The sequence below is a fragment of the Roseimicrobium gellanilyticum genome, from assembly GCF_003315205.1.
In the GTDB taxonomy this organism is placed as follows: domain Bacteria; phylum Verrucomicrobiota; class Verrucomicrobiia; order Verrucomicrobiales; family Verrucomicrobiaceae; genus Roseimicrobium; species Roseimicrobium gellanilyticum.
Genome location: NZ_QNRR01000006.1, coordinates 79,746 through 98,322, shown reverse-complemented (window position 1 = coordinate 98,322; position 18,577 = coordinate 79,746). Strand labels below are relative to the sequence as shown.

16 protein-coding genes and 2 tRNA genes are annotated in these 18,577 nt (G+C 60.7%); 16 read left to right on the top strand and 2 right to left on the bottom strand.

Annotated elements, in window-relative coordinates:
* The first annotated feature begins 9 nt into the window (after positions 1 to 9).
* Positions 10 to 2,559 (top strand): hypothetical protein, encoded by a 2,550-nt coding sequence (locus DES53_RS17140; RefSeq protein ID WP_113959518.1) that lies wholly within the window; start codon positions 10 to 12, stop codon positions 2,557 to 2,559.
* Positions 2,560 to 2,606: 47 nt separating this feature from the next.
* Here the strand turns inward: DES53_RS17140 and DES53_RS17135 are convergent, their stop codons facing one another.
* Complete coding sequence (locus tag DES53_RS17135; RefSeq protein ID WP_113959517.1) at positions 2,607 to 3,494, bottom strand: DUF6268 family outer membrane beta-barrel protein; 888 nt, start codon at positions 3,492 to 3,494, stop codon at positions 2,607 to 2,609.
* A gap of 139 nt (positions 3,495 to 3,633) precedes the next feature.
* Between DES53_RS17135 and DES53_RS17130 the strand changes: the two genes are divergently transcribed.
* The 3 genes from DES53_RS17130 to DES53_RS17120 all read left to right on the top strand — a co-directional run bounded on the left by DES53_RS17130 (position 3,634) and on the right by DES53_RS17120 (position 6,423).
* Positions 3,634 to 4,500, top strand: a complete 867-nt coding sequence (locus DES53_RS17130; RefSeq protein WP_170157181.1) for a YicC/YloC family endoribonuclease — start codon at positions 3,634 to 3,636, stop codon at positions 4,498 to 4,500.
* Between the two features lie 234 nt (positions 4,501 to 4,734).
* Positions 4,735 to 5,730 carry a DUF3500 domain-containing protein gene (locus DES53_RS17125; protein WP_113959515.1) on the top strand — a complete coding sequence of 332 codons (996 nt, stop codon included), beginning with the start codon at positions 4,735 to 4,737 and terminating at the stop codon, positions 5,728 to 5,730.
* A gap of 162 nt (positions 5,731 to 5,892) precedes the next feature.
* Positions 5,893 to 6,423, top strand: coding sequence for a hypothetical protein (locus tag DES53_RS17120; RefSeq protein ID WP_147263451.1), 531 nt, complete (start codon positions 5,893 to 5,895; stop codon positions 6,421 to 6,423).
* Here DES53_RS17120 and DES53_RS17115 read toward each other — a convergent pair.
* Positions 6,397 to 7,587 carry a hypothetical protein gene (locus DES53_RS17115; RefSeq protein WP_113959513.1) on the bottom strand — a complete coding sequence of 397 codons (1,191 nt, stop codon included), beginning with the start codon at positions 7,585 to 7,587 and terminating at the stop codon, positions 6,397 to 6,399. The two genes, DES53_RS17120 and DES53_RS17115, sit on opposite strands and share 27 nt — an antisense overlap.
* Positions 7,588 to 7,687: 100 nt before the next feature.
* Between DES53_RS17115 and DES53_RS17110 the strand changes: the two genes are divergently transcribed.
* The 12 genes from DES53_RS17110 to rpoB all read left to right on the top strand — a co-directional run bounded on the left by DES53_RS17110 (position 7,688) and on the right by rpoB (position 18,577).
* The gene (locus DES53_RS17110; RefSeq protein WP_147263450.1) at positions 7,688 to 8,995 is read left to right on the top strand and encodes an APC family permease; all 1,308 of its coding nucleotides are present in this window, start codon (positions 7,688 to 7,690) and stop codon (positions 8,993 to 8,995) included.
* Entirely contained in the window at positions 8,992 to 9,348 is a 357-nt protein-coding gene (locus DES53_RS17105; protein ID WP_113959511.1) for a diacylglycerol kinase family protein, read from the top strand. The genes DES53_RS17110 and DES53_RS17105 overlap by 4 nt, the downstream gene beginning before the upstream one ends.
* A 336-nt stretch (positions 9,349 to 9,684) precedes the next feature.
* A tRNA-Thr gene (locus tag DES53_RS17100) sits at positions 9,685 to 9,759 on the top strand.
* A gap of 62 nt (positions 9,760 to 9,821) precedes the next feature.
* Positions 9,822 to 11,006: an elongation factor Tu gene (tuf, locus tag DES53_RS17095; protein WP_113959510.1), complete on the top strand. Its 1,185-nt coding sequence runs from the start codon at positions 9,822 to 9,824 to the stop codon at positions 11,004 to 11,006.
* Between the two features lie 127 nt (positions 11,007 to 11,133).
* Positions 11,134 to 11,209, top strand: a tRNA-Trp gene (locus DES53_RS17090).
* 35 nt (positions 11,210 to 11,244) lie between these two features.
* The gene (locus DES53_RS17085; protein ID WP_113959509.1) at positions 11,245 to 11,454 is read left to right on the top strand and encodes a preprotein translocase subunit SecE; all 210 of its coding nucleotides are present in this window, start codon (positions 11,245 to 11,247) and stop codon (positions 11,452 to 11,454) included.
* A gap of 58 nt (positions 11,455 to 11,512) precedes the next feature.
* Positions 11,513 to 12,082, top strand: coding sequence for a transcription termination/antitermination protein NusG (gene nusG, locus DES53_RS17080; RefSeq protein ID WP_113959508.1), 570 nt, complete (start codon positions 11,513 to 11,515; stop codon positions 12,080 to 12,082).
* A gap of 69 nt (positions 12,083 to 12,151) precedes the next feature.
* Positions 12,152 to 12,577 carry a 50S ribosomal protein L11 gene (gene rplK, locus DES53_RS17075; RefSeq protein WP_113959507.1) on the top strand — a complete coding sequence of 142 codons (426 nt, stop codon included), beginning with the start codon at positions 12,152 to 12,154 and terminating at the stop codon, positions 12,575 to 12,577.
* Between the two features lie 69 nt (positions 12,578 to 12,646).
* On the top strand, positions 12,647 to 13,351 hold the full coding sequence (gene rplA / locus DES53_RS17070; RefSeq protein WP_113959506.1) for a 50S ribosomal protein L1: 705 nt from the start codon (positions 12,647 to 12,649) through the stop codon (positions 13,349 to 13,351).
* 18 nt (positions 13,352 to 13,369) lie between these two features.
* Positions 13,370 to 13,885: a 50S ribosomal protein L10 gene (gene rplJ / locus DES53_RS17065; protein ID WP_113959505.1), complete on the top strand. Its 516-nt coding sequence runs from the start codon at positions 13,370 to 13,372 to the stop codon at positions 13,883 to 13,885.
* Positions 13,886 to 14,025: 140 nt separating this feature from the next.
* On the top strand, positions 14,026 to 14,406 hold the full coding sequence (gene rplL / locus DES53_RS17060) for a 50S ribosomal protein L7/L12 (protein ID WP_113959504.1): 381 nt from the start codon (positions 14,026 to 14,028) through the stop codon (positions 14,404 to 14,406).
* A gap of 331 nt (positions 14,407 to 14,737) precedes the next feature.
* Positions 14,738 to 18,577, top strand: coding sequence for a DNA-directed RNA polymerase subunit beta (gene rpoB, locus DES53_RS17055; RefSeq protein WP_113959503.1), 3,840 nt, complete (start codon positions 14,738 to 14,740; stop codon positions 18,575 to 18,577).

Here is an 18,577-nt window from a genome sequence, read left to right as displayed (position 1 = left end):
CTTCCTCCCATGCCCCACGCGCTAACCACTTGGTGGGAGACGCGTCCGGCTGCGCTCACCGCGCTCGCGACTGCTGCTCTGGGTCTGCTGCTCCTGCTGGCCGCCGTGGTGCAGGATCAATTCGGCACCCTGTCCCAGCGCATCTGGCCCATGCCGGCAGCAGAGAAGCTGAAGCAGGACGGCTTTGCCTGGAAGACCAAGCTGCCCGAGTGGGGCCGCGGCTCCGTGGCGGCGCATGAGGTGCAGTTCCTGAAAGATGGCGTGCCCACCGGCATCCGGGTACCGCATGCCTCCACCATCGTGGAGAAGGGACAAGGCACGTACAAGATTCAAAAGGACTACATCTACTTTTCCCTGCCGGGAAATGAGAACCCGGAGCCCTATGTGCGGAGCCTGGCCCTGCTGCTGCCCCGTCCCGTGAGCGAAGGTTGGTGGGTCATCTCCGTTCTCCTGCTCGTCGCTGGCGGTACGGCTGCCGCGAGGCACCCTGAGGCGAGAAAGATGGCGGCAGACGCGGCGGACAAGCTGAACGCTGTGTCCGCCCTGACCGTTGTGGGCGCCGTATTCGCCGTGGCGCTGGTCACCACGCTGTGGCGCCTGCCTGCTGCGTTGGAATACTCCGAGGGCTGCTTCTCAGTGAAAGGGGTGCCCTACTCAGATGCCGCAGGCTGGGATGAACTGGCCATCAACATGGCGGCGGGACGAGGATTTGAGGGTGGCTTTGCTGCTCAACGGCCACTGTATCCGGCGATGGTGAGTTTGATCTACATGCTCACCGGACCCTCGCTGCTGGTGGCGAAAATGCTGAACGCCTTCTGGCTGGCACTGGCTGCGGCCGTGGTGTGTGCCATCGGGGTGAAGGCGGGGTCGCGCCTCGCGGGTCTCGCGGGTGCGATGGAGATTGCCTTTGGAGAAGACTACATCTCCTTCTCCCAGCTCATGCTGACAGAGACGCTCGGTGTGCTCTTCGGCACGGCAGCGGTGCTCGCGCTGGGCGTGGCCCTGGCAAAACCAGAGGTGTGGCGCATCGCTCTTGCCGCTGTGCTGCTGGCTTGCGCGAACCTCGCCTCGGGCTTCGGATTCTTTGCCCTCATCGGCTATGGTCTCGTGGCGTTTGTCACGTGGAAGATTCGCAATGGACTTTTCAGCGCCTTGGGGCGCACGATCTTTCTCGCGTTCATGGTCGCTCTCACCTGGGCTCCCTGGATTGCGCGGCAGCATATCGTACATGGGGTGAACAACCTCTCCACGAGCAGCGCGAATCTCATGTACGCCACGGCGACGGAAGACGGTCGCTGGAGCACGGAGGTGGCAGCGGAGTGGCAGCAGGATGGCGTGGCCAATACACACGGCGAGCGCTACCGCTACTACATGGAAAAATACAGGGCTGCGGTGAAAGACCACCCCGGTCGCTATCTCCAGACCATCTGGCGTGGCATCACGACCTTCTTCCAGTGGTGGGAGTTTCACGGACCGGATCACTTCGGTGTGGTGCTCATTGGACTGCTTGGGGCAGCGGCGTTTCTCTTCCGGCAAGTGGAAGCATGGGCAGCGGCAGTGTCTGCCGTGCTCGTGCTGCTGGCCACGCTCGCTCTCCACGGCCTGTCTGCAGTATGGATGTGGCCGCTGGCAACCATTCTCGTGCTCTATGTGAGCCCTCCGGAGCGACGCCCGCTATGGGCACTGGTCGCAGTGGGCATCCCCTTTGTGGCTCTGCTCACAGGTATGACAGGTGGCAGCCTCGGGCGCCGCATGTGGACCTGCTGTGAGTGGGGCATGCCTCTCATGCTGGTGGCCGGTGGCGCGGGCTTCATGCGGGTGCTGGCGACGCTGCTGCTGCGTGGCGCGCGGCGCCAGAGTCACGGCCCCACCTTTGTCCCGACGGTCGCCCCTGTGGTGCAGGACAAGCGCAATTCCAAACAGAAGCGCCGCAGCACGGGCTACCCCGCACGCGGAGTCACCTCCTTCGCCTCTCTGGTGGGGGTCCTGCTCATCGCGCATGCCAGTGTGGCCAGCGTGGCAGCGACCGCCTTCTACCTGCTCAACAAAGACAAGCCGAAGGCCGTGCTCTCCGTGTCACCAGAGACGCGGCAACAAATGCTCGATGCCGCGCGAAAGGAGTACCCTGTGCTCGGAGATGCGAGGACAGATGACCCACGACTCCTGATTTCCGTGTGCAAATTCGGCGAGTATGTGTGCGAGCTCGGTCCTTCGGAAAACCAAAACCACTGGGCCCGGAGCTTCGAAACCCGTCCGTATGAGCGCACGGTGGCGTTTGTCCAGCAGCTTGAGCATGCAGGCACCGGGCGTGCCACGCTGCAACTGCGTGCCGTGCCCGCGGACATTCCCCGGGGCGAGCCAGTGCTCGTGATCGGGGTGCGTAACATCGACCCGAAGGCACATCTGGGTCACGATGTGGAAATGATTGAAGTGCTCGGCTTCGTTCCAGTGAGCGTGAATGCCCAGCAGCAGGTGACCATTCCTGACATGACCAAGGCCACATGGCCGAGGCTGAATCCGGAGGCCGAGAAGATTCTGCAACCGGTGGGCATTCCCTAGCCACCTTGAGAAGGCGCACGGTCCCCGCTCTCCTTGCTACTCAGGAGCTAGAAACTCCACTTCACGGCGGCAGCAGCAAAGATGGCAGGATCCAGGTCAGTATCGCGTAGCACGCGTTCGCTCTCACTGCGGAGCTCCAACTCACCACCAAAGCTCACCCCCGCGCGCAACGAGAAGCTCCAATGGTCGCCCACACTCTTCTCCAAGCTGAGCGCAGCACGCCAGAGGGTGAGGTCGATTTGACGAACCTCTTCTTCACCTGAACCAACGCTCCAGCCACCACCTGCAGGGTAGGTTACCAGGGCCAGCGTCCAGGAATCTACAGGGCGCCATCCTACGGCAACAATGGGGGGTGTAGCCTGAACGATGAACTCTTTCGAGGGCTCCCAAATAAAGCCCAGCGCTGGGTAGACCTTCACATCGCCAAGGTCATATGTCATCACCACGCCACCGGCAAAATCCAGCGTGTCACTCCACTGGTACCCGGCGATGGCGAGCGCCGTAAGGTTGAAAGCGTCACCATCCACATCCTCGAAATCAGTGGCGAGTCCCGGAGTGACGAATCCGAGGCCCCACCAGCGGGAATCCTTCGGTTGCCAGCGCACAGCAACCTGGGTTTCCAGGACATGCAGATCGGTATCGATGGGAATCTCTCCCCCCAAATCAAAGCCGCGCGCCTCATAGCCTAGTGAAAGACCGAACATCAGGTTTTCATCTCCAAACTTTGCCAGGGGCACCAGCGCTCGTGCCTCCCACATCTCCAGCCCTCCGGGACCGTCGTCGAGGGAAAGCTCATCCTGCCAGGTGAAATCCAACGCATAGGAGGGCTTGCCGAAACCGCGGGCCGCAGGATCAATCAATTCCGCTGCCGGCACCAGAGCCGTGGTCAGAGCCGTGAAGAAAACACTTAGGCAGGAGTGAAAAAGGAGTCGCATGCGTCAACCCTACGCTGTTGCCCCACCGGACGGCTGCCGCACCACTGAATATGACTGCTCCCATTTTGCAGGTCTGGCATCGCCTCATTCCACTATTGCAATTTTGAACGTTTCGCCACAAGCATTGGGAATGCACAGCATGACAGGATTTGGCCGCGGCGAATCAATCGCCGATGGCATTGTATGGCGCGCGGAAGCCTCCTCCATCAATCGTAAGCAGCTGGAGCTGGTGATCAGCCTGCCGCGCGAACTGTCGGAGCTTGAGATTCCCCTGCGCAATCGCTGTGCCTCACGACTCTCGCGTGGCCGTGTGCAGGTGAGCATTTCCATGGACCAGGGCTCGGGGACAGGGAGCACGCTGCGCGTGGATGAGGCACTCGCCCAGCAGTATGCCAATGCCCTGACCAACCTCGCCCAGAAGATGCACATCACTCAAAACCTCTCCCTCACGGAGATGACGCGGTGGCCAGGTGTCTTCACAATTGAGCAGAGCTCATGGACCCCCGAGGAGGCCCTGCCGCATCTGGAGAAGGCGGTGGATGCCGCCGTGACGCAGATGATCGCGATGCGGAAGACGGAGGGCCTGAACCTCAAGCAGGACATCACTTCCCGACTGGATGCGCTGCAGGTGATGCTGAAGGAGGCACGTGAAATTTCACCGCAGATCGTGCAGCGCCAGCGGGAACTGCTCCGCCAGCGCCTGGAAGACGCAGGCCTGCCGCTGCCTTTGGATGACGAGCGTCTCGTGAAGGAAATCGCGCTCTTCGCGGACCGCATTGATACGACAGAGGAGCAGACGCGCGCGGAGAGCCACATCGCGCAGTTCAGAACCTATATGGACAGCGGCGAGCCCGTGGGTCGGTCACTGGATTTTCTCTCGCAGGAGCTGTTCCGTGAGTTCAACACCATGGGCAGCAAGGCGAACCACGCCCAGCTTGCGCAGTTGGTGGTGCGCGCGAAGACGGAGTTGGAGAAGATTCGCGAGCAGGTGCAGAATGTGGAGTGAGGGGGGAGGAGCAGCGTAGCCAATGCCACCCCAAGGAGCGGCTGCTTTAGCTGCCGTGGAAAGATGAATGGAGCAGGCTGAGGTCTTGCTTCCCCATCAGTCCGCCGCCTGCAATCCTCTCATCTAGGGTGAACTCAAGGCCAGGGCTTTTTCCCGGCGTCGCATCGGAAGCGCAGCTTGCCCCGGCGCACGAAATTCTTGTAACATGGCAGCCGCCGCCTCGTAACTCCTGCCATGAACACGCCCACGCCGACCCGCCGCGATTTCATTCTTCAGGGCCTCACCGCCGCTGGCGGTGCCCTCATGGGAAGCCGCGCCTTTTCTGAGGCCAGTGCCGCCACTGCTGCTGCTGCGCCCAAGCTGCCTGCTTCCGAGACGCTCGTGACCACGCTGTACAAGTCACTCGATGAAGCGCAGCGCAAGGAGCTGTGCTTCCCGTATGAGCACAAGCTGCGGGGGAAGGTGGACAACAACTGGCACATCACGCCCAAGCGCATCGACCAGGTGCTGGGCAAGGACCAGCAGGCGATGGTTCGTGAAGCCTTCGACAAACTCCACAGCGACGAGTACAAGGCGAAGGTCTGGGAGCAGTTCGATGCGGACAACAAGGGTGACGGCGGGTTCGGCAGTGCGAGCATTGCGCTCTTCGGCGAGCCGGGCACGGGCAAGTTCCAGTTTGTGCTGACCGGCAGGCACTGCACGCGGCGTGCGGATGGCGACAGCCTTGCGGGCACGGCGTTCGGAGGTCCGATTTTCTACGGACACGCGGCGAAGTCCTTCAACGAAGAGGCGGACCACGCGGGCAATGTATACTGGTACCAGGCGAAGCGGGCGAATGAGGTCTTTGCAGCGCTCGATGGCAAACAGCGCGAGGTCGCCCTGGTGGATCACCTGCGCGGTGAGCAGGGGAATAATACCGTGAAGCTCTCCGGCAAGACCAGTGGGCTGGATGGCATTCCTGTCGGTTCGCTGTCCGCGGATCAAAAGGACCTCGTGCGCAAGGTGCTCGCGGACCTGCTGCTGCCTTTCCGCAAGGAGGACGCGGCGGAGTCCATGAAGCTCATCGAGAAGAATGGCTTCGACACGCTGCACATGGCCTTCAGCAAAAACCACGACATCGGAAACGATGGGGTGTGGGATGTGTGGCAGATTGAGGGACCGGCGATGATTTGGTATTTCCGTGGAGCGCCCCACGTGCATTGCTGGGCGCACATCAAGGACTCGGCGTAAGTCAGCACGGACCGGTTCCATGCCCGGCGTTGCACGTATGATTGCAATGCCGGGTTGCTAAATAATGCCTCAGATTTTTACCATACGGTTTCCAATCAGCGTGCAGGGATTTAAATTTTCGTCCATCCCGTGATGTGCCTCGACGGGATGAATCGAAGTCTTATGAGTTTCCCTTACGAATCATTGAGCGTTGGCTTCCTTGCTCTCGCTGCCGAGACTTATGTGTCCCTGGGTGTCCTGCTTGCAGGCGCTTCTGTCGTGTGTTTCGTCTTCTGCTGGTTTCTGCTCAGCACCTCCAAGGTGTTTGATGGCCTGAAACGATTTCAAATTCAGACCTGCGACTTTGGGAAGCTCAGAGTCATCAAGGAGCACTGCAAGGTCAATGAGCTGACCATGCGGCGCAAGCTGTCCTGCTATCAGGATGGACAAATGATGATCCTCTGCCACGAGCCACTACCCCTCGGCATCGGGAAGCGCTGCTGGCGCATCCCCCTGAGTGAATTGAAACCGCGGGGAGATGCGGTCTATGATTTTGCCATCGCGACGCCCAAAGGTCCGTTGCTCTGCTTCTTCGGCCAGCAGTTCCGGAAGCAGTTCATGGTGCCGGTGGATGCGACCAAGCCCAAGGAGAATTCTCCCCTCGGGGCCGTACCGGCGGCGGTGTCGTCAATTGGGGCGCGCCAGCATCAGTGAGGTCGTGGCAGGATTGGTGAGGTAGCCGATGCCAAAGCCAATGGGCTCCCCTCCGCCGGTCTGGTAGGCGGAGGAGAGGTCAGGCTGCTCGTACTTCTGGAAGATGTCGAGCGTGCGCTGGTAGTTGCCATAGAGGCGCACGTTCCATCCACGCTCGGCAAAGGAACGGTAGGGGATGCCACTCGGGTCCTGGACAATGCCGCGGCAGTGGGTGAGCACGTGGTTGCGCACATGGCTGAAGTAGGGCTCGTGCATGAGGTAGCTCGCGCTCTTGGCGAGGGCGGCGGGTTTGCCCAGGGAAGAGGCGAAGCGCAGGAAGGGGCCACCGGGTTTGCACGCGCCGTCACCGAGGTCCTGGGAGAAGTAGAAGATGCGCTTCGAGCCACCCACGCCACTGTAGCGGATGAGGAGACCGGGGGGGGTGCCGTTGGATTTCGAAATCACCTCGGGGTTGCCGTTTCCGTCGAGCCGCACGGCATCGATGCTCTCCACCACGTGACCGGTGCGCGCGAGGAATACGAGGAAGACGGGCAGTACCCCGCGGAAGCGCGTGGACTGCAGGTCTGACTTCATCTCCTTCGTGATGAAATAGGAGAACTGCAGGATGTTATCGAGTGAGTTATAGAGGCCATCGCAACCGGAGGCGATGTCATCCGGTGTGAGCCAGCCCCAGTCGGGGAGAGGGTCGCAAGGTTCCAGGCCGCAGAGCAGGTAGGTCTCCGCATGCGGGTAGAAGAGATGCGCAAAGAGGAAATCCGGACCGCTGAACGGATAGAAGACGGCATTGGCACGGCGCAGGTCGCCCATCTCCGCGCTGGCCCAGTTGCTGACAGGCTGGCCGTGGCGAATCGTGAAGTCATGCCACAGGCCATTCATGCGAGTGGCATGGCTTTGCCACTGCGGCGAGGCGCGCAGGTCACGAAAGGCATCCTGTCCGCCGAGCGGGGGCATGCCCGCCAGAAAACGCGCCGCGTCATTCAGGGCGATGTTGCTCTTGGGAACATTGAGCTCCACCGGAGCGGGGAAGAGCTCCGTGCCATCCACCGCCTCCGCGCGGCGTACCTCCGTGGGTCCGGGCGGGGTGCTGCACTGGGTCAGCAAAAGCGTCGCGCTGAGTGCACTGAGGAGGGAAACGGACCGCAGGGGGGAGCGATGGCGTGACATGCGACGGCAGGCTAGCAGGATTCCTGTGCGCATAAAGCAAGACTCAAGCGGAAGGAGAAAATTCCACATGCCATCGGCGGATTCTGTGGATTCATGAGCGGTGTCCGACGCCCGCCCCCCGAGCCTTTCCCTGTCTGCCGCCACTTCGATTGTCGTGGCCAGCATGGTGGGCACGGGGGTATTTACGAGTCTGGGGTTTCAGCTTCCGGGCATCCCTTCGGGCTTCCCCATCCTGGTGCTCTGGGGGGTGGGTGGCATTCTCTCCTTGTGCGGAGCACTCTGCTACGCCGAGCTGGGCGCCATGCTGCCGCGGTCAGGCGGGGAGTACCACCTGCTGACAAAGGCATACCATCCGCTGCTCGGCTTTCTGGCAGGGTGGGTGAGCATGACGGCGGGATTCGCGGCACCCATAGCGGCGGCGGCCCTGGTGTTCGGAAGCTACATGCATGGCATCTGGCCCCAGTTGCATCCGCAGGCGCTGGGCGTGGGCCTGGTGCTGGGCATCATGCTGGTACAGCTCTGCCATCTGCAGCTCATCGAGCGCTTTCAGTTGGGCTTCACCGTGCTGAAATTTGGCCTGATCCTGGCATTCATCGCCGGGGCATTTTTCATGGCGGGGAAGGACTGGTCGCTGCTGGCCCCCAAGACAGGGGACGGCAGGTTGTATGTCAGCGAGTCGTATGCGGTCTCGTTGGTGTATGTGATGTATGCGTATGCAGGGTGGAATGCCGCCGCCTATGTCGCCGGGGAGATTCGCGACCCGCATCGCAATGTGCCGCGCGCCCTGGTGTGGGGCACGGCTTCCGTGCTGGTGCTTTATGTGATGTTGAATGCGGTGTTCCTCATCACCACGCCGTGGGAGGCGATGGAAAATCAGGAGCAGGTGGGGCTCATCTCAGGGCGTGCCATTTTTGGCCAGAGTGGGGGAGATGCTGCCGGCGCGCTGATTGCATTTGGTCTTATTGCCCACGTGAGCGCCATGCTCTTCTCGGGTACACGGGTGCTGCGGGTCATCGGGCAGGATGCGCACGCGCTGCGTGCGCTGGACCGTCCCAACCGCCTCGGTGCGCCGTGGCTCGCGGTGGTGCTCATCACCGCCTTTGTCCTGGTGCTGATGTTCACCGGCCGGGTGGAGCAGCTCCTTCTTTACATCATGGGGCTGCTGCAAGTGTCCTCCTTCCTCTGCGTGCTGGCCGTGCCGTGGCTGCGGCGGCGCATGCCGAAGGTGGAGCGTCCTTTCAAGGTGCCGTTCTACCCGCTGCCGGTGATTCTTTATTCCCTGGTGAGCATCTGGATGCTCGTCGCCCTCGCCATCGACAAACCCGTGGAAACCGCCTGGGGGGCTACGACCTTGATCATTGGGGTGGTGTTGTATTATGCCACCCGGGGAAAGGCATCTGCGTCATGAAACTCACCCTCAAGTGGTCCTCCTTCCGGTGCGCTTTTGCCGGGCTGGTGGACCTGCTGAAGACCCAGCCGCATGCCCGATGGCACCTGCTGGCGTCCGTGGGGGTGGTGGGGCTGGGACTGGGGCTCGGACTGACGCGGACCGAGTGGCTGGCGTTGATACCGGCCATGGCTCTGGTGTGGGTGGCCGAGGCCGTGAACACGGCGATTGAGCTGACTTGTGACGCCGTGACGCGGGAGCGGCACCCCTTGATTGGCCGGGCGAAAGACCTGGCAGCAGCGGCGGTGTTGCTGGCGGCTCTATTTGCAGTCGTGGTCGGCGGGCTGGTGTTTTTGCCGCGACTCATTGGTTGAGTTGGTGCAGGAGTAGGCCTGCTACACCTTGGCTTTGAATTGTTTGTGTGGTTTCAAGGTCCGAAATGATCCGGAATCACCGCCTTCCAAGCGGCGTCGACTCCTGCTTCAGCCATCGGGACTGAGTCTGTTTGACTCAACAAGGCCCGCACCCGTTAAGATCCGTTAGGGAAAATGCTCAAAAAAACATCAAACTTTTTTTGACAGAAATTGCCAGGCCAGTACCTTGCGGACCTCTTTTTCGGCAAGGACCGGGAGATCTCTTCTCTACGCTAGCGCGTGGAAGGGTCTTTTTGTCTTTGCGGGATAAGGGCGCGTCTCCACAGACGTTGGTGCGCTTGTGTAGCTCAGGGGTAGAGCACGTCCTTGGTAAGGACGAGGTCGTGGGTTCAATTCCCACCACAAGCTCCATTCGTCTCTCGGATTTCGCAACTTTCCCCCAAACACCAAACGAGCACTACTAACCCAAGACAATGGCCAAAGAAACATTCCAGAGGAACAAGCCGCACGTCAACATCGGCACGATTGGCCACGTTGACCACGGCAAAACCACGCTCACCGCTGCGATCACGACGACGCTGTCGGAGAAGGGGTTCGCCCAGGCGAAGAAGTATGATGAAATCGACGCTGCTCCTGAAGAAAAAGAGCGCGGTATCACCATCAACACCGCCCACGTGGAATACGAAACCGACAAGCGCCACTATGCGCACGTCGACTGCCCTGGACACGCTGACTATGTGAAGAACATGATCACCGGTGCTGCCCAGATGGACGGTGGTATTCTTGTGGTTTCCGCTGCAGACGGCCCGATGCCCCAGACCCGTGAGCACATCCTGCTCGCCCGTCAGGTGGGTGTGCCTGCCATTGTGGTTTTCATGAACAAGGTGGACATGGTGGACGACGCCGAACTCCTTGACCTCGTGGAAATGGAAGTGCGCGACCTGCTCAGCAAGTACAACTTCCCTGGCGACGACATCCCGATCGTGAAGGGCTCCGCCCTCAAGGCCCTCGAAGGTGACGCTGACCAGAAGGCGAACATCTTCAAGCTCATGGACGCGGTCGACAGCTACATCCCGCTTCCCGAGCGTCCGATTGACCAGGACTTCCTCATGCCGATTGAAGACGTGTTCGCGATCGAAGGTCGTGGAACCGTTTGTACCGGTCGTGTTGAGCGCGGTATCGTCAAGAAGATGTCCGAAGTCGAAATCGTCGGCATCCGCCCCACCATCAAGACCACCGTCACGGACATCGAAATGTTCCGCAAGCTCCTCGACGAAGGTCGTGCGGGTGACAACGTGGGCCTCCTTCTCCGTGGTGTGAAGAAGACCGACGTCGAGCGTGGCCAGGTGATCGCCAAGGTCGGTTCCGTGAAGCCTCACAAGAAGTTCAAGGCTGAGGTGTACGTCCTCTCCAAGGACGAAGGTGGCCGTCACACGCCCTTCTTCAGCAACTACCGCCCGCAGTTCTACTTCCGTACGACGGACGTGACCGGCACCGTCAAGCTCCCCGATGGCGTGGAAATGGTGATGCCTGGTGACAACGTCTCCATCGAAGTCGAACTGATCACCCCGATCGCCATGGAGAAGACGATGCGCTTCGCCATTCGCGAAGGTGGCCGCACCGTGGGTGCCGGCCGCGTGGGCGACATCCTCGACTGATCATTTAGTGCCGTTTGGAACAGCCGCCGCGAGGCTCGAAGTCTCGCGGCGGTCTTGTCGCCTCAAGGCACTTGCTTGAAATCTCTTCAAACCGCATTAGAAATAACGACAGTCCGTCAAGTCATACACGCCAGTAGCTCAATTGGTAGAGTAGTGGTCTCCAAAACCATTGGTTGGGGGTTCGAGTCCCTCCTGGCGTGCCAATTTTCCGGAAAGTCCAAGCCTGCTTGACGTTCACATGACCCGCCTGACGCGCTATCTTACCGAAGTGATGGCTGAGCTCAAGAAGGCCACCTGGCCCTGGGACCCCAAGGAAAAGGGTTTCGCCAAATACAAGGAGCTCACCGATGCCACCATCGTGGTGTTCGTTGCCATGATTCTGCTTTCCGGATTCGTGGGCTTCTTCGACTTCGCGCTGCGCATGTTCTTCCGCATGTTTACGGCCTAGCCCGTGCTTGCGCCGCCGGTCCTGCCGCCTCCAGATTTTCATTTTTTTCGTTTCCCTCATGCCTATCATCCCCTCACCTCGTGATCAGTGGTACGTGATCCACGTCCGCGCCGGACTTGAGCAGCGGGTGCGTGAGAACATGGAGCGCCGCATCCAGACCGAGGAGATGGGCGACTACATCTACAAGGTCATCGTGCCCACCGAACGTGTGGCCGAGGTCAAGAAGGGCAAGAAGAGCGAATCCACCCGCAAGGTGTTCCCTGGTTACATCCTGGCCAACATGTGGCTCTTGGATGAAAACAACAAGCCTGTCGTCCAGACCTGGCACTTTGTGAAGGAAACGGACGGCTTCCTCAATTTCGCCGGTACCAAGGATCATCCCATTCCGCTTCGTCCGAAGGAAGTGGAAACTCTCCTTGGCCAGATCAAAGAGCGCGAAGAAGGCGCCAAGCCCAAGTTCTCCTTCTCCGTCGGTGACAGCGTCCGCGTGGCGGATGGTCCCTTCGAAAGTCAGACCGGCATCATCGAAGAAGTGGATCCCGACAAGGGCCTGCTTCGTGTCTCGGTCAACATCTTCGGTCGCGCCACGCCGGTGGACCTCGAGTACTGGCAGGTCGAGAAGGCCTAGTGGCCCGTTCAATTCGCCCCGCGCTATCCAATTTCTAAACACCTAACGCACAACACGGAGTAATCAGCAATGGCCAAAGAAGTCGTCAAAGTCATCAAGCTTCAGATCAAGGCTGGAGCCGCCAATCCTGCCCCCCCGATCGGACCTGCGCTGGGCCAGGCGGGCGTGAACATCATGGCGTTCTGCAAGGAGTTCAACGCCGCCACGCAAAAGGTGGCCGGTGACATCCTGCCAACCGTCATCTCCGTCTACAAGGACAAGAGCTTTACCTTCATCACGAAGCAGCCCCCGGCCTCCATCCTGCTCAAGAAGGCGGCCAACCTGGCTTCCGGATCCAAGGAGCCCAACAAGACCAAGGTGGCCAAGCTGACCCGCAAGCAGCTTGAAGACGTGGCCAAGGCCAAGATTGCCGACCTCAACACCACCGATCTGGACGCCGCCTGCCGCATCATGGCTGGTACCGCCCGCCAGATGGGCATTGAGATCGCAGGCTAAGTTTTTCAGTCGTCATAACATCCAAATCCGCAGGAGAGCCTCACAGCTCGCTACCACTGCACCCCATCCATGAAACAAAGAAGCAAGCGCTACAACAAGGCCGCCGAAATGGTGCCTGCCGACAAGCTCTTCTCCCTCGAAGAAGCTGCCGAGCTGATCAAGAAGCTCCCGACCGCCAAGTTCTCCGAAACGGTGAGCTTGTCCTTCAAACTTACCGTCGACCCCAAGAAGTCCGACCAGATGGTTCGCGGCACCTGCCCGCTGCCCAACGGTTCCGGTAAGAGCGTGAAAGTGGCCGTGTTCGCCCAGGGCGACGCCGCTGCCGCCGCGAAGGCCGCTGGTGCGGAAATCGTCGGTTATGAAGACCTCATCGCCAAGGTGAAGGATGGATTCACGGATTTCGATGTCGCCATCGCCACTCCCGCTGCGATGACCGAAGTGCGTAAACTCGGTAAGCAACTTGGACCTCGCGGTTTGATGCCCAACCCGAAGACAGGCACCGTGACGGATGACACCGCAGGTGCAGTGAAGGCTGTGAAGGCCGGCCGCGCCGACTTCAAGCTCGACAAGAACGGCAACATCGCCGCCGGCATTGGCAAGGTAAGCTTCGACGCGAAGGCCCTTGTCGAGAACGGCAATGCTCTCATTGAAGCCGTCATGCGTGCCCGCCCCGCCAGCGCGAAGGGCCGCTACGTGGCGAGCATCACGCTCGCTTCCACCATGTCCCCCGGCGTGAAGGTGGACGTCACCAAGTACCTCAAGATCGCCGCCTAACGGGAAGGACCCCAGACCATGAAAGCTGAAAAGACTGTTTTGATTGACCACCTTCTTCAGAAGGTGAACGCCTCCCCGTTCCTGTTCGTCGTGGACTACGCTGGTCTCACCGTCGACAAGTTCGAAGAGCTGCGCAAGCGCCTCCGCGCCTCCGGCGCCGAGATGCATGTGTACAAGAACACCCTCGTGAAGCAGGCCACCACCAAGGCTGGTCTTCCCGCCGAGCTGGGCGAGTCCCTTACCGGACAGACCGCCATTGTGACCGGTGAGAAGGACGTCTGCGCCGCCGCGAAGGTGATGAAGACCTTCTCGACCGAGTTCCAGAAGCCCCAGCTCAAGGCTGGCGTGCTCGATGGCAAGTACCTCGGCGTCGACAACATCAACAGCCTGGCCGACCTGCCTTCCCGCGAAGTGCTCCTCGCCCAGCTCCTTGGTGTTCTCCAGGCCCCCGCCTCCACGCTGGTGCGCCTCCTCAACGAACCCGCCGCCTCCCTCGCTCGCGTCCTCAAGGCCAAAGGCGAACAAGCAGCGTAATCCTTATTTCACCCCTTTGATTAGATGGCGGGGGCAACCCCGCCTGAACGTCCAAACATCCAATGGTCCCTTGCCGGGCTGGAAGCATCCAGTCTCAAAATACCCGGAGCTCCGGGTGACGGCGATACCGAAATACTACTATGGCAGACCTGAATAAAATCGTTGATGAACTCAGCGGCCTTACCGTCCTGGAAGTCGCTGAACTTGTGAAGACCCTTGAAGACAAGTGGGGCGTGAGCGCCGCCGCTCCTGTCGCCGCTGCAGCTCCTGCAGCCGGTGGTGCTGCTCCTGCAGCCGCCGTTGAGAAGACCGAATTTGACGTCATCCTCGTTGATGGTGGCGGCAACAAGATTGCGGTCATTAAGGAAGTGCGCGGCCTCGTGGCAGGCCTCGGCCTCGCCGAAGCCAAGGCCCTCGTCGAAAAAGGCGGAGCCAAGGTCAAGGAAGGCGTCAAGAAAGAGGAAGCCGAAGAAGCCAAGAAGAAGCTCGAAGCTGCCGGCGCCAAAGTCGAGATCAAGTAAGTGCTTTTACAACCGTGCTCCGCGGTCCCTGTGGCCGCGAAGCACACCTCCCCGAAAACAGACACCCGCAATGCCGATTTTTTCCCCTTTCTGCCAGTCACCCCGCACCGGTTCCGGTGTGCCGTGCCTGCAGAATGGGTCGCGGTCTGCCTCTCTGTTTTGCGCCCCGGATGCGTTCGCATCCGGTGGCGTTTTTGTCTTCAAATTCAGTGCCTAAACATAGGCCCGCTGCCGAGTCCCGGTCAGCGTCGCCGCCCTGCCGCCCCCCATTTCACCGGAACGTCCTTCCGGATTTGCTCCAACCCTTGCCAACTCACAGCCACCCCGTCGTATGTCCCAGCGCATTAACTTTGGCAAACTGAAGGAACCTGTTGACCCGCCGAATCTGATTGAGATTCAGCTACGGTCCTACGAGGAGTTCTTGCAAAAGGACGTCACTCCGAGCAAGCGCAAGGACATGGGCCTTCAGGCCGTCTTCCGTGAAGTCTTCCCGATCGCCAGTTACGACGAGAAGATGACGCTCGATTTCACCCACTACGAAATCGGCGAACCCAAGCTTTCCCCCCTCCAGGCCATCCGCGATGCGGAAACCTACAGCGCCCCGCTGTACGTCACCTACGAACTGCGTGACGAAGCCGGTGCGAAGCAGGAGCGCGTGTACATGGGCGAACTGCCCATGATGACCACCCGCGGCACCTTCGTCATCAACGGCGCCGAGCGCGTCGTGGTGAGCCAGCTGCACCGCTCCCCTGGCATCTGCTTTGAAACCCAGCAGCACCTGAACGGCCGCTGGTTGTTCGGCTTCCGCATCATTCCTGACCGCGGCACCTGGCTGGAAGTGCAGTTCGACACGAACGACCTCCTCTACGTCTACCTCGACCGCCGCCGCCGCCGCCGCAAGTTCCTTGCGACCACGCTGCTTCGCGTGATCGGCTATCCTGGCGACGAAGACATCCTCAAGCTCTTCTATCCCATCGAGGACCTGAAGCTGAAGGAAACCATGTCCGAAGAAGAACTGGCCGCGAAGGTCATCTTCAAGGACGTGCTCGATGGCGAGCTCATCGTGGCCCGTGCCTACGAGCCCCTCACGCAGGGCATCGTGCGCCAGCTCATCCAGCTGGGCCACAAGAGCCTCCGCTGCGTCACCGCTTCCCAGGACGACCTCATCATCGCCTCCCTCCGCAAGGACGTGGCCCACGATGAAGACGAGGCCCTCAAGGAAATCTACCGCCGCCTCCGCCCTGGAGACCCGCCCACGATCCCGAACGCCCGCGCCCTTGTGAAGCGCCTGTTCTTCGATCCAAAGCGCTATGACCTGACCCGCGTCGGCCGCTACAAGATCAACCAGAAGCTCAGCATCAAGGTCGACTCTGATGAGCGCATCCTCATCTCCGAGGACGTCGTCTCCGCCCTGCGCTATCTCTTCAAGCTGCGCGCTGGTGAAGGCGTGCTTGATGACATTGACCACCTTGGCAGCCGCCGCGTGCGTGCCGTGGGTGAACTCCTTGCCAACCAGTGCCGCGTCGGCCTCGCCCGCACCGAGCGTCTGGTGAAGGAGCGCATGACTCTCTTTGATGTGAACATGGATGTGATGACGCCCCAGAAGCTCATCAATCCGAAGGCGCTCAGCGCCGTGGTGCGCGACTTCTTCGCGCGCTCCCAGCTGAGCCAGTTCATGGACCAGATCAATCCCCTGGCCGAGTTGACCCACAAGCGCCGCCTCTCCGCTCTCGGACCTGGCGGTCTGAACCGTGACCGCGCCGGATTCGAAGTGCGCGACGTGCACACTTCGCACTACGGCCGCATCTGCCCGATTGAGACCCCGGAAGGTCCGAACATCGGTCTGATCAACTCCCTCTGCAGCTACGCCCGCATCAACGAATTCGGCTTCATCGAGACGCCGTACCGTCGTGTGGAGAATGGCGTGGTGACCGAGAAGATCGACTACCTCACCGCCGACCAGGAAGAGAATCACACGGTCGCCCAGGCGAACAACGTCACGGACGACAAGGGCAAGTTCAAGGAAGAGAAAGTCACCGCGCGTTACCGTGGTGAGTTCCTCGAAGTGCTTCCCGCGCAGGCGACCTACATGGACGTCTCGCCGAAGCAGCTCGTGTCCGTGGCCGCCTCGCTGATTCCGTTCCTCGAGCATGATGACGCCAACCGCGCTCTGATGGGCTCGAACATGCAGCGCCAGGGCGTGCCGCTTCTTGAAGCAGAAGCGCCGTTCGTCGGCACCGGCATGGAAGGCAAGGCCGCTCGCGACTCCCAGGCCGTGATCGTGTCCGACTCCGCTGGCGTTGTGGCCAGCGCTACTGCGGACTTCATCATCGTGACCAAGGATGGCCAGCTGCCCGTGAGCGAGAAGGTCTTCGCGACCGAGCCCACGAAGGTGGTGACCGACCCTGAGAAGGGCGTGTACTTCTACCCGCTGCGCAAGTTCATGCGCTCCAACGCGGGCACCTGCATCAACCAGCGTCCGCTGGTGAAGCGCGGCCAGAAGATCAAGAAGGGTGACGTCCTTGCCGACGGTCCCTGCACGCACAACGGTGAACTCGCCCTGGGCCGCAACATGCTCGTCGCGTTCATGCCGTGGAACGGTTACAACTTCGAAGACGCCATCGTCATCAGCCGCAAGGTGGTGAAGGAGGACATCTACACCTCCATCCACATTGAGGACTTCGAAATCGGAGCCCGTGACACGAAGCTCGGCCCTGAGGAAATCACGCGAGACATCCCGAACGTGGGTGACGAAGCGTTGAAGAACCTCGGTGCAGACGGCGTGGTGCGCATCGGCGCGGAAGTGAAGCCCGGCGACATCCTCGTCGGCAAGATCACTCCGAAGAGCGAAACCGAACTGGCTCCTGAAGAGCGCCTCCTGCGCGCCATCTTCGGTGAAAAGGCCGCGGACGTGAAGGACACCTCCCTGCGTGTGCCCTCCGGCTGTACCGGTATCGTCATGGACGTGCGTGTGTCCTCCCGCACCGGCGCTGACAAGGAGCGCCTCTCGCCTGCCGAGCAGAAGAAGCAGACGAAGCAGATCGTGGAAGACCACAAGCAGAAGACGGAGCAGCTCACCGAGCAGCTGACGGAGAAGCTTTCCGAAATCCTCCTCAACGAGAAGATCCCGCTCGACGTGGTGAACGGCGAGACCGGTGAAGTCATCATCGGCGCGAACAAGAAGATCACCAAGACCCTCCTCCGCACGCTGGCTGAAAACTGGCGCACGATTGAGATCGACCAGTCCCCGGTCCGTAACAAGATCATGGACATCGTCGCCGCCTTCGAGGCGAAGTTCGACGAGGCCGACACCGAGCGTGAACAGTCCCTCGACCGCATCGAGCAGGGCGACGAAATGGAGAGCGGCGTGATCAAGCAGGTCCGTGTGTTCATCGCCAGCAAGCGTAAGCTGAGCGTCGGTGACAAGATGGCCGGTCGTCACGGCAACAAGGGCGTGGTGGCCACCATCGTGCCTGAAGAAGACATGCCCTTCCTTGAGGACGGTTCCCCCGTGGACATCTGCCTCAACCCGCTCGGCGTGCCTTCCCGTATGAACGTGGGCCAGGTGCTTGAGACCCACCTTGGCGTCGCTGCCAAGGCCCTCGGGTTCACGGTCGCCACCCCGGTGTTCGACGGTATCAAGGAAGAGAGAATTCTTGAATACCTCAAGGAAGCCAAGGCCAAGTCCGGCTACGAGTGGATCGGTCTGAACGGCAAGAGCAAGCTCTATGATGGCCGCACTGGCGAGCCCTTCGGCCAGGAAGTCGTTGTGGGCTACATCTACATGCTGAAGCTCGGACACCTTGTGGCGGACAAGATTCACGCCCGCGCGGTTGGACCTTACTCCCTCGTGACCCAACAGCCGCTGGGTGGCAAGGCCCAGTACGGTGGCCAGCGTTTCGGTGAAATGGAAGTGTGGGCCCTCGAAGCCTACGGTGCAGCCTACACGCTGCAGGAACTCCTCACCGTGAAGTCGGATGACGTGCAAGGCCGCACGCGCATCTATGAAAGCATCGTGAAGGGTGACAACGCCCTCGAAGCCGGCACGCCTGAATCCTTCAACGTGCTCATCAAAGAAATGCAGAGCTTGGGACTCGACGTGAAAGTCGTGAACCGGAACACCAACGAAGAGGAAATGCTCGGCGGGTTCGCTCCTGCTGTCGGCATGTAA

Excerpts from the sequence above, each read along its gene's own strand:
- DES53_RS17140 (WP_113959518.1), top strand. The coding sequence starts at position 10 with ATGCCCCACGCGCTAACCACTTGGTGGGAGACGCGTCCGGCTGCGCTC.
- DES53_RS17135 (WP_113959517.1), bottom strand. The coding sequence starts at position 3,494 with ATGCGACTCCTTTTTCACTCCTGCCTAAGTGTTTTCTTCACGGCTCTG.
- DES53_RS17130 (WP_170157181.1), top strand. The coding sequence starts at position 3,634 with ATGACAGGATTTGGCCGCGGCGAATCAATCGCCGATGGCATTGTATGG.
- DES53_RS17125 (WP_113959515.1), top strand. The coding sequence starts at position 4,735 with ATGAACACGCCCACGCCGACCCGCCGCGATTTCATTCTTCAGGGCCTC.
- DES53_RS17120 (WP_147263451.1), top strand. The coding sequence starts at position 5,893 with ATGAGTTTCCCTTACGAATCATTGAGCGTTGGCTTCCTTGCTCTCGCT.
- DES53_RS17115 (WP_113959513.1), bottom strand. The coding sequence starts at position 7,587 with ATGTCACGCCATCGCTCCCCCCTGCGGTCCGTTTCCCTCCTCAGTGCA.
- DES53_RS17105 (WP_113959511.1), top strand. The coding sequence starts at position 8,992 with ATGAAACTCACCCTCAAGTGGTCCTCCTTCCGGTGCGCTTTTGCCGGG.
- tuf (WP_113959510.1), top strand. The coding sequence starts at position 9,822 with ATGGCCAAAGAAACATTCCAGAGGAACAAGCCGCACGTCAACATCGGC.
- DES53_RS17085 (WP_113959509.1), top strand. The coding sequence starts at position 11,245 with ATGACCCGCCTGACGCGCTATCTTACCGAAGTGATGGCTGAGCTCAAG.
- nusG (WP_113959508.1), top strand. The coding sequence starts at position 11,513 with ATGCCTATCATCCCCTCACCTCGTGATCAGTGGTACGTGATCCACGTC.
- rplK (WP_113959507.1), top strand. The coding sequence starts at position 12,152 with ATGGCCAAAGAAGTCGTCAAAGTCATCAAGCTTCAGATCAAGGCTGGA.
- rplA (WP_113959506.1), top strand. The coding sequence starts at position 12,647 with ATGAAACAAAGAAGCAAGCGCTACAACAAGGCCGCCGAAATGGTGCCT.
- rplJ (WP_113959505.1), top strand. The coding sequence starts at position 13,370 with ATGAAAGCTGAAAAGACTGTTTTGATTGACCACCTTCTTCAGAAGGTG.
- rplL (WP_113959504.1), top strand. The coding sequence starts at position 14,026 with ATGGCAGACCTGAATAAAATCGTTGATGAACTCAGCGGCCTTACCGTC.
- rpoB (WP_113959503.1), top strand. The coding sequence starts at position 14,738 with ATGTCCCAGCGCATTAACTTTGGCAAACTGAAGGAACCTGTTGACCCG.